This window comes from Novosphingobium sp. SG707 (genome assembly GCF_012275515.1).
Classification (GTDB): domain Bacteria; phylum Pseudomonadota; class Alphaproteobacteria; order Sphingomonadales; family Sphingomonadaceae; genus Novosphingobium.
Genome location: NZ_JAAZQL010000017.1, coordinates 22179 through 33923, shown reverse-complemented (window position 1 = coordinate 33923; position 11745 = coordinate 22179). Strand labels below are relative to the sequence as shown.

Annotated in this window: 18 protein-coding genes; 9 read left to right on the top strand and 9 right to left on the bottom strand. The window is 62.7% G+C overall.

The window, feature by feature from the left end; genetic code table 11:
- A partial coding sequence (locus FHW92_RS24605; RefSeq protein ID WP_210428685.1) for a nitronate monooxygenase occupies positions 1 to 501 on the top strand: 501 nt, incomplete at its 5' end.
- Here FHW92_RS24605 and FHW92_RS24600 read toward each other — a convergent pair.
- From FHW92_RS24600 to FHW92_RS24585, 4 genes are read right to left on the bottom strand one after another with little or no spacing between them, the layout of a single operon-like run.
- Positions 487 to 1116: a MarC family protein gene (locus tag FHW92_RS24600; RefSeq protein WP_168605938.1), complete on the bottom strand. Its 630-nt coding sequence runs from the start codon at positions 1114 to 1116 to the stop codon at positions 487 to 489. The genes FHW92_RS24605 and FHW92_RS24600 overlap by 15 nt on opposite strands.
- Positions 1117 to 1157: 41 nt before the next feature.
- Positions 1158 to 1853: a hypothetical protein gene (locus FHW92_RS24595; RefSeq protein ID WP_168605937.1), complete on the bottom strand. Its 696-nt coding sequence runs from the start codon at positions 1851 to 1853 to the stop codon at positions 1158 to 1160.
- Complete coding sequence (gene folD, locus FHW92_RS24590; protein ID WP_168605936.1) at positions 1853 to 2767, bottom strand: bifunctional methylenetetrahydrofolate dehydrogenase/methenyltetrahydrofolate cyclohydrolase FolD; 915 nt, start codon at positions 2765 to 2767, stop codon at positions 1853 to 1855. The genes FHW92_RS24595 and folD overlap by 1 nt, the downstream gene beginning before the upstream one ends.
- On the bottom strand, positions 2764 to 3057 hold the full coding sequence (locus FHW92_RS24585; protein ID WP_168605935.1) for a YggT family protein: 294 nt from the start codon (positions 3055 to 3057) through the stop codon (positions 2764 to 2766). The genes folD and FHW92_RS24585 overlap by 4 nt, the downstream gene beginning before the upstream one ends.
- 230 nt (positions 3058 to 3287) lie before the next feature.
- On the opposite strand from FHW92_RS24585, the gene FHW92_RS24580 reads away from it, so the two are divergent.
- Entirely contained in the window at positions 3288 to 4130 is an 843-nt protein-coding gene (locus tag FHW92_RS24580) for an energy transducer TonB (protein WP_349237752.1), read from the top strand.
- A 3-nt stretch (positions 4131 to 4133) separates the two neighbouring features.
- Here FHW92_RS24580 and argB read toward each other — a convergent pair whose 3' ends face one another.
- The 5 genes from argB to FHW92_RS24555 all read right to left on the bottom strand — a co-directional run bounded on the left by argB (position 4134) and on the right by FHW92_RS24555 (position 7552).
- Positions 4134 to 5045 (bottom strand): acetylglutamate kinase, encoded by a 912-nt coding sequence (argB, locus tag FHW92_RS24575; RefSeq protein WP_168605933.1) that lies wholly within the window; start codon positions 5043 to 5045, stop codon positions 4134 to 4136.
- 42 nt (positions 5046 to 5087) lie between these two features.
- Positions 5088 to 5756, bottom strand: a complete 669-nt coding sequence (locus tag FHW92_RS24570) for a queuosine precursor transporter (RefSeq protein ID WP_168605932.1) — start codon at positions 5754 to 5756, stop codon at positions 5088 to 5090.
- Positions 5757 to 6060: 304 nt separating this feature from the next.
- Positions 6061 to 6741 (bottom strand): guanylate kinase, encoded by a 681-nt coding sequence (gene gmk / locus FHW92_RS24565; RefSeq protein WP_168605931.1) that lies wholly within the window; start codon positions 6739 to 6741, stop codon positions 6061 to 6063.
- A 43-nt stretch (positions 6742 to 6784) separates the two neighbouring features.
- The gene (locus FHW92_RS24560) at positions 6785 to 7048 is read right to left on the bottom strand and encodes a hypothetical protein (RefSeq protein ID WP_168605930.1); all 264 of its coding nucleotides are present in this window, start codon (positions 7046 to 7048) and stop codon (positions 6785 to 6787) included.
- Between the two features lie 6 nt (positions 7049 to 7054).
- Complete coding sequence (locus FHW92_RS24555; RefSeq protein WP_168605929.1) at positions 7055 to 7552, bottom strand: ClpXP protease specificity-enhancing factor SspB; 498 nt, start codon at positions 7550 to 7552, stop codon at positions 7055 to 7057.
- Positions 7553 to 7646: 94 nt separating this feature from the next.
- Here FHW92_RS24555 and hisB point away from each other — a divergent pair, with 94 nt between their 5' ends.
- From hisB to FHW92_RS24520, 7 genes are all read left to right on the top strand, one after another.
- Complete coding sequence (gene hisB / locus FHW92_RS24550) at positions 7647 to 8255, top strand: imidazoleglycerol-phosphate dehydratase HisB (protein ID WP_168605928.1); 609 nt, start codon at positions 7647 to 7649, stop codon at positions 8253 to 8255.
- Entirely contained in the window at positions 8248 to 8868 is a 621-nt protein-coding gene (gene hisH / locus FHW92_RS24545) for an imidazole glycerol phosphate synthase subunit HisH (RefSeq protein ID WP_168605927.1), read from the top strand. The genes hisB and hisH overlap by 8 nt, the downstream gene beginning before the upstream one ends.
- Before the next feature lies 1 nt (position 8869).
- Entirely contained in the window at positions 8870 to 9598 is a 729-nt protein-coding gene (gene hisA, locus FHW92_RS24540; protein ID WP_168605926.1) for a 1-(5-phosphoribosyl)-5-[(5-phosphoribosylamino)methylideneamino]imidazole-4-carboxamide isomerase, read from the top strand.
- Positions 9599 to 9842: 244 nt separating this feature from the next.
- Positions 9843 to 10607, top strand: coding sequence for an imidazole glycerol phosphate synthase subunit HisF (gene hisF, locus FHW92_RS24535; RefSeq protein ID WP_168605925.1), 765 nt, complete (start codon positions 9843 to 9845; stop codon positions 10605 to 10607).
- 131 nt (positions 10608 to 10738) lie between these two features.
- A complete protein-coding gene (locus FHW92_RS24530; RefSeq protein ID WP_168605924.1) occupies positions 10739 to 10936 on the top strand; it encodes a hypothetical protein in 198 nt (65 codons plus the stop codon).
- 52 nt (positions 10937 to 10988) lie between these two features.
- Positions 10989 to 11327, top strand: a complete 339-nt coding sequence (locus FHW92_RS24525; protein ID WP_168605923.1) for a phosphoribosyl-ATP diphosphatase — start codon at positions 10989 to 10991, stop codon at positions 11325 to 11327.
- Between the two features lie 3 nt (positions 11328 to 11330).
- The gene (locus FHW92_RS24520; protein ID WP_168605922.1) at positions 11331 to 11708 is read left to right on the top strand and encodes a histidine triad nucleotide-binding protein; all 378 of its coding nucleotides are present in this window, start codon (positions 11331 to 11333) and stop codon (positions 11706 to 11708) included.
- Positions 11709 to 11745 lie beyond the last annotated feature (37 nt).

The window sequence follows — 11745 nt, the reverse complement described above, 5'->3', positions numbered from 1 at the left end:
CTGATCCTGATCCCGGCGGCGGCGGACAAGGTGCGCGTGCCCTTGCTGGCCAGCGGGGGCTTTGGCGACGGGCGGGGCCTTGCCGCCGCGCTGGCCTTGGGGGCCGAGGGCATCAACATGGGCACCCGTTTCTGCGCCACGGTCGAGGCCCCGATCCACCCCGACATCAAGCGTATGCTGGTCGAGGGCGACGAACGCGGCACCGACCTCATCTTCCGCACCTATCGCAACACCGCCCGCGTGGCCAAAAACGCCATCTCTCAGGCCGTGCGCGAGGCCGAAAGCCGGGGCGAGCCCTTTGAAACCATCGCCCCGCTGGTCAAGGGCGCCCGAGGCCGCGAGGGCCTGAGCACCGGCGACACCGCCCATGGCGTCATCACCGCCGGCCTCGTCATGGGCATCATCCACGACATCCCAACTTGCGAACGGCTCATCCAGCGCATCGTCAGCGAGGCGGAAACAATCATCAAAGACAGGCTGGCCCGCTTAGTGGCCCAATAGCACCCCGCGCACCCCGTCGATCACATATTGCACCGCCAGCGCGCCCAGCAGCACGCCCAGCACGCGGGTAATCACGGCTTCCACCCGGCTGCCCAGCAGGCGCATGATCGGCCCTGCCGCCAGCAATGCCAGCGCCGTCAGCAGCAGCACGCAGATCAGCGCGGCCAGCACCACGGCCGCCCCGGTGCGATCATTGGCATGGCCCATCATCAGCATCACCGTGGCAATCGAGCCCGGCCCGGCAATCATCGGCATGGCCATCGGAAAGACGCTGATGTCCTCATGCGGTTCCGGGGTGTGGAGCACCTTTTCCACACGTTCCTCGCGGCGCTGGGTGCGCTTTTCAAACACCATTTCCAGCGCGATCAGGAACAGCATCATCCCGCCCGCAATACGGAAAGCATTCAGCTCAATGGCCAGCGCCGCCAGCAAACCCTTTCCGAACAAGGCAAAGATGATGAGAATCGTGCTGGCGATGATGCTGGCGCGGATGGCGGTGCTGCGCGCGGCCTGGGGCGTATAGCTGGCCGTCAGCCCGCCATAGATCGGCGCGCAGCCAACCGGATCGATCACCACGAAAAGCGTGGCGAAGGTGGAGATGAAAAGTTCAAGCATCCCGCTGCCTTACCCCAGCGTGAGGTTCAGCGAAAGGGGGCCTATTTCGAAGCGCGGCGCAGCACTTCGCTCATCTTGCCGCCGATTTTCACGCTGACCACATAGTCGCGCGTACCGTCGGAATGGGCCGAGGTTGACCATTCGAGCGAATGGTCGCTGCTCTGGCCCGAGAGGTGATCGCCATCGGCAGGCGGCGTGAATTCGAGCGCCTTTTGCCCGCGCGGGCCGCATTCGGCGACCTTCGCCTCGGCCCATTCGGGTTCGGCCAGAGGCTTGTCGGTGACGCCGCCCTGGTCCAGCACGAAGAGATACTGGCCTTTTTTCTGCCGCTGCCACACGGTCGAGAACCAGCCGTGGGCCGCGCCCGCCTGCCATCCGCCATAGGAAATGGCCGTGGCCCCGTCGCAACTCATCCAGACGTTATGGACCTGCCATTGCAGCGGCCAGGCCGGATTGGCGCGATGGCGGACGAAATCCTGAACGCGCACCACCTTGTCGCCGTCGAACATTTGCGCGTCCGGCGCGGCATGGTCGCGAAACGCCTGCCATTGCCCCTTGTCGCGCACGGCGCGGGCAAAGCCGATTTCGCGCGCGATAATGTCGCTGGGCAGGGCGAACATCGTGGCCATGCCCCTGGCCGGGCGCTGGGCCATGGCCGCGCCGGGCACGACCGAGGCGATCAACAGCGCAGCCAAAGCCCGCCTTCCAAACAACGCAAGAAAGGCGGGCTTTTTCATCAGATCGAATGCTCCGGCAGGTCGGCAGTGGCCAGCGTCAGACCTTCATGCGCATAGGCGGCCACCAGCGCATTGCGCAGCAGCACCGCAATCGTCATGGGGCCAACGCCGCCCGGCACCGGGGTGATGGCGCCCGCCACCTGAACAGCGCCTTGATAATCGACATCGCCCACGATCCGACCCTTGGTCTTGCCCTCGGCGGGGGGCAGACGATTGATGCCCACGTCGATCACGGTCGCGCCCGGCTTGATCCAGTCGCCCTTGACCATTTCGGGCACGCCAACGGCCGCCACGACAATGTCGCTGCGCCGCACGATATCGGCCAGATCCTTGGTGTGGCGATGCGCGATGGTGACGGTGCAATTGGCCGAAAGCAGCAGTTGCGCCATGGGCTTGCCCACAATGTTGCTGCGCCCGATGACCACGGCGTTGAGTCCCTTGAGATCGCCCAGACGGTCTTCGAGCAGCATCAGACAGCCCAGCGGCGTGCAAGGCACATAGCCGGCCTGACCCACGGCCAGACGGCCCGCATTGGTGACGTGGAAACCATCGACATCCTTGTCCGGGTCGATGGTGGCGATCACCTTCTGCTCGTCCATATGGCGGGGCAGGGGAAGCTGAACCAGAATGCCGTCAACTGCAGGATCGGCATTGAGCTTTTCTACCACGGCCAGCAGTTCTTCCTCGCTGGCATCGGCGGGCAGCTTGTGTTCAAAGCTGTTCATGCCCGCGGCCACGGTCTGCTTGCCCTTGGAGGACACATAGACCTGGCTGGCCGGATCCTCGCCCACCAGCACCACGGCCAGGCCCGCCTTGCGACCGGCCTTGGCTTCGAATTCACCGGCCAGCACGCCGATACGCGCGCGGAGCCTTTCTGCAAATTCCTTCCCGTCGATAATTTTGTTCTCGCTCATCCGTAATGATTCCCAATGTAAACCAGCAAGATGATGACGATGCGAATCAGCACCAGCAGCGCCATCGGCGAAAGGTCGATAAAGCCGGTGTGAGGCATGAACCGGCGGATCGGCCTCAAAAGCGGCTCCAGAATCGCGTTGAGCGCCTGCCAGATGCCGGAAACCAGCGGATTATGCAGGTTTACGACGTTGAAGCTGATCAGCAGCCCGAGAACAACCTGCACCAACACCGCCGTTGACACGATGTCGGCCAACAGCAGAAGAATGGGGATAATCACTTCGTTAATCACGGGGCGCTTCCTCTCCCAATGGCAGAGCGTGTGGCCTAGCCGAGGCAGACCACGCGCGCAACCGGAGCGCTGAGGAAGGATTGTAAGTGTTGCTTACAAATTTGGCAAGGGGCCTTATGGACTTGCCCGCCTTGTTTTGCGCACTGCTGCCCGTTAGCCTGATCGGCGACAAGTGTGGTGATGGTCGATGAGGGGTTTTGATGAGGGCGATCGTTCTGGTGTGCTTGGCCGTGCTGATGGGCCGCCCGGTATTGGCGGCGCAAAACGCGCCGGCAAAAACCATAGAATTACAGCGCAATGGCCAATGGGTGCTGGACGCGGACAAGCAATATTGTGCGATAGGCGCCAGATTTGGTGAAGGCGATCAGGCGATTACGTTGCAGATGTACCGCTATTCGCTTGGCGATGAGCTGGAAGTTCGCCTGATCAGCAACCGTTTCCATCTTAATCACTTGAAAAACACAATTTCTATCGGTTTTGGTCAAGGGCTGGATAAAGCCGACGCTCTGGGAGGTAGCGCGGATGGTGTCCCGATGATGGTGGCGCCAAATCTGCGCCTCGTGCCTGCGGTTGCTGCGCGCGGCAAGGTGATGCAGGATGTGCCGCCTGTGACGCCCGAGCAGGAAGAGGCCGTTACCTCGATCCTATTTTCCGCGCCCACGGGGCTATGGTTCCGACTGGCCACCGGCTCTCTCAAATATCCCATGTTGGCCTTGCGCTCATGCACCGTGGGGTTGGTCAACAGTTGGGGCTATGATTCCAAGGAGCAAGCCGCGCTGAAAACCGCAGCCACGCCAACGGTCAGCCCGGAAAGGTGGATTACCTTCCTTGATGCTCCGTTTCGGTTGTTGGCCAAGGATTCCCCAGTGGGGTCGGTTTTGTTCCGTCTGGATGTGACCATTGAGGGCAAGGTCGCGGACTGCACCATTCTGACGGCGATTGCCGACGAGCGTTTGCGCAAGGCCACATGCGATGTGCTGAGCCGGCGCGCCACGTTTTATCCGGCCCGCAACGCCGCAGGCGAGCCGGTGCGCTCGTTCTACATCAATCGCGTGAATTGGACAAACGCCTGAGGCTTACGCCTTGCGGATCAGCGTGCCTGCGCCCTTGCTGGTGAAGAATTCGAGCAACATGGCATGGGGAACGCGGCCATCCAGTACGACGGCCGCTTCGCATCCGGCCTCAACCGCATGGGTGCAGGTGGCAAGCTTGGGGATCATGCCGCCGCTGATCGTGCCATCTTCGGCCAGCGCCTCAATGTCGGCGGGCGTCAGATCGGTCAGCAGGTTCTTGTCCTTGTCCAGCACGCCCGGAACGTCGGTGAGCAGGAACAGGCGGGCAGCGCCGATCGCGGCGGCAATCGCGCCCGCCATCGTGTCGGCGTTGATATTATAGGTTTCGCCGTCATGGCCCACCGCGATGGGGGCGATGACCGGGATCAGGCCCGCGCTCGACAGGGTTTCCAGAATCGAGGTGTCGATATGATCAGGCTCGCCCACATAGCCGAGGTCCACCACGATGGCCTCGCCGCTGTCGGGGTCCTCGATCGCCTTGCCCAGCTTTTGCGCCTCGACCTTGCGGGCGGTGACCAGCGCGCCGTCCTTGCCGGAAATGCCGACGGCCTTGCCGCCCGCTTTGCTGATCCAGCTCACCAGTTCCTTGTTGATCGCGCCGGAAAGCACCATTTCGGCAACCTCGGCGGTGGCCTTGTCGGTCACGCGCAAGCCGTTGACGAATTGCGATTCGATGCCGAGCGCCTTGAGCATCCGCCCGATCTGCGGACCGCCGCCATGGACCACCACGGGGTTGATGCCCACGGCCTTCAAAAGCACGATATCCTCGGCAAAATCCTGCGCCAGCGCGGGATCGCCCATCGCATGGCCGCCGTATTTTACGACAAAGGTTCGCCCTTCGTAACGCTTGAGATAGGGCAGGGCCTCAATCAGCGTTTCGGCTTTGGCGAGCAGGGTTGTGGTGGATTCGTTCATGGGGCGCCGTTTACCGCGCTTTTGGCGGAATAGAAGTGTTTTTTACGCGGGCTTTTCGCGATCCAGCCAGCGACCGAGCGCCACAAACAGATAGATCAGCGGCGGGACCATGATCGTGGAGAGCACCAGCTTGGAGATGATCTGCCCCTTCATCAGCGGGCCGAGGTCGAGCACGCCGTAAAAGCTGATAGTGATGAAGATCAGCGTATCAACCACCTGGCTGAGCAGGCTGGCCAGCCAGGCGCGGACCCAGAGCAGCCGCCCCTCGCGCCCGGCCGCAAGGCGGGAAAAGACATAGACATTAAGCGTCTGCGAGGTGCCATAGGAGCAAAGCCCGGCAAACTGCATCCGCGCGCCCTGACCCAGCAGATGGGCAAAGGCGGGCTGATCAGGCCAGAAAGGCGCGGGAGGCACGGCGTGGATGACGATCATCAGCAGCGCCATCGACACGATCAGCGGCACAAAACCAAAGCGAACCAGCCGGTTGGCGGTGGCCGTACCATGCAGCTCAGCCGTCGCACTGCCCAGCACGACAAGGATCAGGAAAGCAAAAATTCCGCTCTCCACCGCCAGATTGCCAAGGACCGGCCATGTGCCAAGATCGGCAATCTTGGTTCCCAAAACCCCCGCCAGAACGCACAGGCCGCCGTAAAGCAGCGAGCCGGCAAAGAGCGAAAGCGGAATGTTGGGGGCGGTTCTGGGCTGATTCATCATGGGGATGTAGCTGGCGGGTTTTTATGGCGCAAGAGGGGGGTAAGGTGCCTCCGGCGGGCAAAGGGACTCGTCCCTTTGCAATCCCGGTACTGTCGAGGTTGCGCTATAGGTTCGGCCAATGGGTGTCGGACGCGGGGTTTGGATTTTAAAGCCTGCGGCGCCGATAAGCGCAAGGCGCCGCAGGCTTTCAAAACCTTGGTCCTGGCGCCCCGCTGCCAACCCTACACCACCCCATTAACGGGATTGCAAAGGGACGAGTCCCTTTGCCCGCCGGAGGCACACTGCTTAACCCCGCAAACCCTCACCCATGCTTGGTGCGCAACAACCCGCGCACAAACGGGATCAACCCCGTCTGACGCTTGCGGCGTAAACGCTCGGCGGCCAGAATCAGCTTCACCTGCTCATAGCACTCGTCCAGATCCTCGTTCACCACGACATAGTCATAGGCGTCCCAGTGGCTGATTTCGGCGCGGGCGCGGTCCATGCGGGCGTTGATGACCTCGGCGCTGTCGGTGCCGCGGCCGGAAAGGCGGCGGTGCAGTTCCTCGATGCTGGGCGGCAGGAGGAAGACGCGGACTACGTCCTGCGCGTCCTTTTGATAGAGCTGCTGCGTGCCCTGCCAGTCGATGTCGAAGAGGAAGTCCTTGCCGTGTTTCAGCCCGGCGCGGATATGGGCCTTGGGCGTGCCGTAGCAATTGCCGAAAACCTCTGCCCATTCATAGAATTCGTCATTTTCGGCCATGCTGTCGAATTCTTGCTGGCTGACGAAGAAGTAATCCACGCCATCGACCTCGCCGGGGCGGGGCGTGCGGGTGGTGGCCGAAACAGAGGGGTTGATCGCATGATCTTCGGCCAGCAGGCGGCGGGCAATGGTGGTCTTGCCGGTGCCCGAGGGGCTGGACAGGATGAACATCAGCCCGCGACGGTGCAGGTCGGGGTGGTGGTGGTCGGTGTGGTGCAGATCGTGCGAGTCAGGAGCCATGGCGTCCGATGCCGCAACATCGCCGCGCGATCAAGAGGGCTGTTTATTCGCCCCCTTCGTCCTCGCCCTTTTTGCGTTCCTGCTTGCGGTCATGCAGGTGCTTGGCCAGCAGCACGCCGCCGACCAGAATGGCGCCCGGCACCGACCGCGTGGCCAGTTTCGTCAGCGCGAAACCGGCGATCTTGCGGGGCAGCGAGATGCGCTGCTGACCATCCGCCTTGTCCTGCACGATGATCGTATCCACGGCCTTCCTGACCAGCGACTGGCCGTTCCGGCGGATCAGGCTGGAGAGTTTGGGCGCGCTCATGCCGATCTACTTCTTGCGGCCGAAATCCACCGTGACGACATTCGAGCCGTCCTCGCTGGTTGCGATGGGGGCGTCGGAGCCGGGCGAATCGTTTTCGGCCTGATCGTGAAGTTCGGGTTCCAGATCCTCGACCGTGGCCTGAAACTGGAGGCCGAAATCGACCGCCGGATCGACAAAGGCGGTGATCGCGCCAAAGGGAATCACCAGAATGGCGGGCACCTGATTGAAGGTCAGCCCGACCGAGAAATGATCCTCGCCCACGTTCAGATCCCAGAACTTGTTCTGGAGCACGATGGTCATTTCATCGGGGAATCGGGTTTTGAGATGGGCGGGAATGTCGACGCCCGGCGCCTGAGTCTTGAAAGTGATGTAGAAATGGTGATTGCCCGGCAGAGAACCGCCCGTGCTGGCCACCTGGCCGAGCACGCGGCCCACCACGGCGCGCAGCGCTTCCTGCACGATTTCATCATAGGGGATCAGGCTGTCGGGCGTATCGTCGGTCATGGCTCTCAAGTGGCGCTTGGGGGCCTGCGGGTCAAGAGGGGATTATCGCCGCAAAACCGGTTGATCGCGACGCCGACGGGTATATAGGCACGCCATGCGCACCGCCCGTATCGCCCGCAAGACGCACGAGACCGATATTCTCGTGGAAGTGAACCTCGATGGATCGGGGAAGTATGATGTCTCAACCGGCATCGGCTTTCTTGACCATATGGTGGAGCAATTGTCGCGCCACTCGCTGATCGACATGACCGTGAAGATCAAGGGCGACCTGCATGTCGACCAGCATCATACGGTCGAGGATTGCGGCATCGCCATCGGCCAGGCCGTTTCTGCAGCCCTTGGCGATAAAGCCGGGATCGGCCGCTATGGTCAGGTCTATTCGCCGATGGACGAGGCGCTGGCCCGCGTGGCTCTTGATATTTCGGGCCGTCCCTGGCTGGTGTGGAAGGCTGCTTTCACCGTCCACAAGCTGGGCGAGATGGACACTGAACTGTTCGAGCACTGGTTCCATTCCTTTGCTCAGGCCGCCGGTATTACGCTGCACATCGAAGTGCTCTATGGCCAGAACAACCACCATATCATCGAAGGCATCTACAAGGGCCTTGCCCGCGCGCTGCGCACGGCGGTCGAGCTGGACCCGCGCAAGGGCGGGGCGGTGCCTTCGACCAAGGGGCTGCTTGGGGATGGGACTCTGAATGGCTGAAGTATTGGCCCTGATCGACTATGGCGCGGGCAACCTGCATTCGGTGGCCAATGCGCTGAAGGCCGCCGGGGCCGAAGCGGTGAAGATCACCGCCGACCCCGATGTGGTGCGCGCAGCCGACCGGATCGTGCTGCCGGGCGTCGGCTCGTTCAAGGCCTGTGCGCAAGGGCTGCGCGCGATCCCCGGCCTTGTCGCCGCGATGGAGGAGCGCGTGCTGGTGGGCGAGGCGCCTTTCCTCGGCATTTGCGTGGGTATGCAATTGCTGGCCACGCGCGGCGTTGAGCATGGCATTACCGAGGGGCTGGGCTGGATTCCGGGCGAAGTGCGCCTGATGGAGCGCGCCGATCCCACCATCAAGGTCCCGCATATGGGATGGAACGATGTGGGCGTCCAACCCCACGCCCCGCTGATCGAGCCGGGCGAGGCCTATTTCCTGCATTCCTATGAATTTGTCGCCGAGGATGGCCATCATATCGTGGCCATGACCGACCATGGCGGGGGCGTGACCGCCGCTGTCGGGCGCGACAATATTCTTGGCGTGCAATTTCACCCCGAGAAGAGCCAGTCCTATGGGCTGGACCTGCTCTCCCGCTTTCTGACATGGAATCCGTAAGATGATCGTTTTTCCCGCCATCGACCTCAAGGGTGGTCAGGTCGTCCGTCTGGCCGAGGGCGATATGGACCGCGCCACGGTCTATGGCGACAACCCGGCCGCGCAGGCGCAGATCTTTGCCGATGCGGGCAGCCAGTTCCTGCATGTAGTCGATCTGGACGGTTCGTTTGCGGGCCGGGCGGAAAACCGCGAGGCGGTTGAGGCGATCCTGCAAAGCTTTGAGGGCCATGTGCAATTGGGCGGGGGCATCCGCACGCGCGAATCGGTCGAGGGCTGGTTCAACCTTGGCGTGTCGCGCGTGGTAATGGGCACGGCGGCGCTGAAGGACCCCGAATTCGTCAAGGATATGGCCAAGGAGTTCCCCGGAGGCATCGTCGTGGCCGTGGACGCGCGCGATGGTTTCGTGGCGACGCAGGGCTGGGCCGATGTGTCGGATGTGGCCGTGGTCGATCTGGCCCGCCGGTTCGAGGATGCGGGCGTGGCCTCGCTGCTGTTTACCGACATTGGCCGCGATGGCCTGCTGAAGGGCGCCAATATCGAGGCGACCGTCGATCTGGCGCGCCGGGTGAATATTCCCGTGATCGCGAGCGGAGGGGTCAAGGGGCTGGATGATATCCGGTTGCTGGCTTTGCATGCAGAGGATGGGATTGAGGGTGTGATTACGGGTCGGGCTTTGTTCGAGGGCAAGCTCGATCTGGCTGCGGCGATTGCGATGGCGAATAAGGAGTAAGGGATAGATGCGAGGGTCTAGACCCTCGCGCTCCCTTTACTGTCTGCGTGGCGTGTCGGGTTCGGCCTTTGGTGTCGGGCGCGCCGTTTGAATTGTAAGGCCTGCGGCGCTTTTGGCGCTCCTTTGCCGCGCCGCAGGCTATAATACCAGCTCCGCCGCATGGCCTTCCGTCTGCGATGGAGCGCCACCCATTAACGGGATTGCAAAGGGATCGAAGCCCTTTGCCCGCCGGAGGCATAAGAAAATGACCGTTCGTATCCGCGTAATTCCCTGCCTCGATGTCCGCGATGGCCGCGTGGTGAAGGGCGTGAACTTTGTCGACCTGATCGATGCGGGCGACCCGGTGGAACAGGCGCGGGCCTATGACGCGGCGGGCGCGGATGAATTGTGCTTCCTCGACATTTCGGCCAGCCATGAGGGGCGCGGAACGCTGCTCGACGTGGTGCGTCGCACGGCCGAGGTGTGCTTTATGCCGCTGACCGTGGGCGGGGGCGTGCGTTCGGCAGAGGACGCGCGCGCGCTCCTGCTGGCAGGCGCGGACAAGGTGGCGGTCAACAGCGCCGCCGTCAGCCGTCCTGAGGTCGTGCGCGACATCGCGGAGAAATTTGGCAGCCAGTGCATTGTCGCCTCGGTCGATGCGCGCCGCGTTGCCCCCGGCAAGTGGGAGATCTTCACCCATGGCGGGCGCAAGGCCACCGGCATTGACGCGATCGAACATGCGGTGCGCCTGACCGAACTGGGCGCGGGCGAATTGCTGGTAACCAGCATGGATGGCGACGGCACGCAGGCGGGTTATGATCTGGAGCTGACCCGCAAAATTGCCGACAGTGTCGGAATTCCTGTCATCGCCAGCGGCGGCGTGGGCAATCTCGACCATCTGGTGGACGGCGTGACCAAGGGCCATGCCAGCGCAGTTCTGGCGGCCAGCATTTTCCATTTCGGCAAATATTCGATCGCCCAGGCCCATGGCGCTCTGCGCGCGGCGGGTCTACCCGCGCGGGGTGGCTAAGGATTAACGCATGGTGTCGGAATTTTTATCAATCGGCACATATGGTTAATTACTTATTTCAATGATTTCATAGGTATAGGTGAATGGCACGCATCATGCATTAACTATCTCCGTCAATCGGAGGGTATTTCATGCGTCTGTTTCTGAATATCGCGGCCTGCCTGCTGATCGGCGCGATGTTGCTGCAACCGATGCTGGCATCGCATGGGCTGTCGGGCCTCACTTCGTCGAATATGGCGATGGCGGCGCTGGGTTTGGCCGGGCTGATGCTGGGCCATCGCGGCAGCAGCCGCCCGCGCCAGAGCGAGGCCCAACCGGCAACCGCCTGAAACCGCACATCCGGGCTTGACGGCGCGGCGCGCCCGCCCCATCGCAGGCGCCATGAACGACACCGTCCATCCCCTGGCCACGCTGGCCCGGCTTGAAGCCACCATCGCCCAGCGCGCCGCCGCCGACCCGTCCTCCTCCTATGTAGCCAAGCTGAACGCGCGCGGCGTGCCCAAGATCGCCCAGAAAGTGGGCGAGGAGGCCGTCGAGGCGGTGATCGCGGCGATGGTCGATGATCGCGCGGGGCTGATCGGGGAATCGGCGGATCTGGTTTTCCACCTGCTGGTGCTGCTGAACGCCAAGGGCATCGCCCTGTCTGACATCACCGACGAACTCGACCGCCGCGAAGGCGTGAGCGGGATTGTCGAAAAAGCCAGCCGCAAAGGGGAGTAATCCATGCCCATCGACCCCACGCTTGCCTATGACCACAGCAATATCTTTGCCCGCATCCTGCGCGGCGAGATCCCGGCGAAGAAGGTCTATGAGGACGATTTCGCGCTGGCGTTCCATGACATCGCGCCTCAGGCGCCGGTGCATGTGCTGGTGATCCCCAAGGGCGCCTATGTGTCGTGGGACGATTTTTCGGCCAAGGCTCCGGCGGAGGAAATCGCCGGCTTCATCCGCGCCGTCGGCCATGTCGCGCGTGAACAGGGGCTGGTGGCGCCGGGCTATCGGTTGCTCGCCAATGTGGGCATGGATGGCGGACAGGAAGTGCCGCATCTGCACGTCCACGTGTTCGGCGGCAAACCGCTTGGCCGTATGATCGCCCAGTAACCGCGTTTATTCGTCAGGGCGGGTTGCTCTTTGCGCC

Bases quoted from the DNA above. Each gene is read 5' to 3' on its own strand.
- FHW92_RS24600 (WP_168605938.1), bottom strand. From the start codon at position 1,116: ATGCTTGAACTTTTCATCTCCACCTTCGCCACGCTTTTCGTGGTGATC.
- FHW92_RS24595 (WP_168605937.1), bottom strand. From the start codon at position 1,853: ATGAAAAAGCCCGCCTTTCTTGCGTTGTTTGGAAGGCGGGCTTTGGCT.
- folD (WP_168605936.1), bottom strand. From the start codon at position 2,767: ATGAGCGAGAACAAAATTATCGACGGGAAGGAATTTGCAGAAAGGCTC.
- argB (WP_168605933.1), bottom strand. From the start codon at position 5,045: ATGAACGAATCCACCACAACCCTGCTCGCCAAAGCCGAAACGCTGATT.
- FHW92_RS24570 (WP_168605932.1), bottom strand. From the start codon at position 5,756: ATGAATCAGCCCAGAACCGCCCCCAACATTCCGCTTTCGCTCTTTGCC.
- gmk (WP_168605931.1), bottom strand. From the start codon at position 6,741: ATGGCTCCTGACTCGCACGATCTGCACCACACCGACCACCACCACCCC.
- FHW92_RS24560 (WP_168605930.1), bottom strand. From the start codon at position 7,048: ATGAGCGCGCCCAAACTCTCCAGCCTGATCCGCCGGAACGGCCAGTCG.
- FHW92_RS24555 (WP_168605929.1), bottom strand. From the start codon at position 7,552: ATGACCGACGATACGCCCGACAGCCTGATCCCCTATGATGAAATCGTG.
- hisB (WP_168605928.1), top strand. From the start codon at position 7,647: ATGCGCACCGCCCGTATCGCCCGCAAGACGCACGAGACCGATATTCTC.
- hisH (WP_168605927.1), top strand. From the start codon at position 8,248: ATGGCTGAAGTATTGGCCCTGATCGACTATGGCGCGGGCAACCTGCAT.
- hisA (WP_168605926.1), top strand. From the start codon at position 8,870: ATGATCGTTTTTCCCGCCATCGACCTCAAGGGTGGTCAGGTCGTCCGT.
- hisF (WP_168605925.1), top strand. From the start codon at position 9,843: ATGACCGTTCGTATCCGCGTAATTCCCTGCCTCGATGTCCGCGATGGC.
- FHW92_RS24530 (WP_168605924.1), top strand. From the start codon at position 10,739: ATGCGTCTGTTTCTGAATATCGCGGCCTGCCTGCTGATCGGCGCGATG.
- FHW92_RS24525 (WP_168605923.1), top strand. From the start codon at position 10,989: ATGAACGACACCGTCCATCCCCTGGCCACGCTGGCCCGGCTTGAAGCC.
- FHW92_RS24520 (WP_168605922.1), top strand. From the start codon at position 11,331: ATGCCCATCGACCCCACGCTTGCCTATGACCACAGCAATATCTTTGCC.